Raw genomic sequence first — 667 nt, forward strand, 5'->3', positions numbered from 1 at the left:
CCCGAGACGCTCTTACCGCGCTGTCCGAGGCTCGTTGTCAAGGGCAGCGGGAGCGCCCTTGACAATGAGTGACAGCGCGGTAGTCTCGGTTTGGCGGGGCTGGAGAATACACTCATAAAAGACATTCAGAAGGGCTCTAAAGAGTAAAAATGGCACAAGACGATGAACATCTCAAAAAAGGTTATAAGCGCGGAAAATGGGCGGGCAAGATGGTCACTCTTAAAAAAAACCGCATTTTGACGCCTTTCAAACGTGGGCAAAAAATCGGGCATGAGTATTCTTACCGTGCTGCTTTGATGCCTGGCGCGTTGGACATAGCAAAAGGCATGGGCTTTGCTGAGACTTTCCCTGATGCGCAAGACGAAACTATACAGCCGCCTAACGGTCGGGTTCAGCCGCGTTGCGGAGCAACGTCGGCTGCAACCCAATGTTAGCCAGCATTGAAGGCGTAACAAACGCTAACGTGCACGCACATATCGGCAGACTAGCGCGCCAGTGCTCGCTTTGGCAGTCGAGACCAACTCGAATGGGATCGCCTTCCCGTTTGTAGGAAAGAGCGTCTTGCCCCCGCCGAGGATAATTGGCACGGTCGTCAACAACAACTCATCAACAAGGTCGGCGGCGAGTAAGGATTGGACCATCATCGCGCTACCGTACACATAGATAT

The 667-nt window shown here is 52.9% G+C and carries 2 protein-coding genes; one reads left to right on the plus strand and one right to left on the minus strand.

Annotation, left to right across the window (positions count from 1 at the left end; all coding sequences use genetic code 11):
- Positions 1-149: 149 nt before the first annotated feature.
- Positions 150-434, plus strand: a complete 285-nt coding sequence (locus NZ740_10730; GenBank protein MCS6772472.1) for a hypothetical protein — start codon at positions 150-152, stop codon at positions 432-434.
- A 24-nt stretch (positions 435-458) separates the two neighbouring features.
- Here NZ740_10730 and NZ740_10735 read toward each other — a convergent pair.
- Positions 459-667: dihydrofolate reductase family protein (locus tag NZ740_10735; protein MCS6772473.1), on the minus strand; the 209-nt coding region annotated here is incomplete at its 5' end.

The sequence above is a fragment of the Kiritimatiellia bacterium genome, assembly GCA_025054615.1.
GTDB lineage: Bacteria > Verrucomicrobiota > Kiritimatiellia > CAIVKH01 > CAIVKH01 > JANWZO01.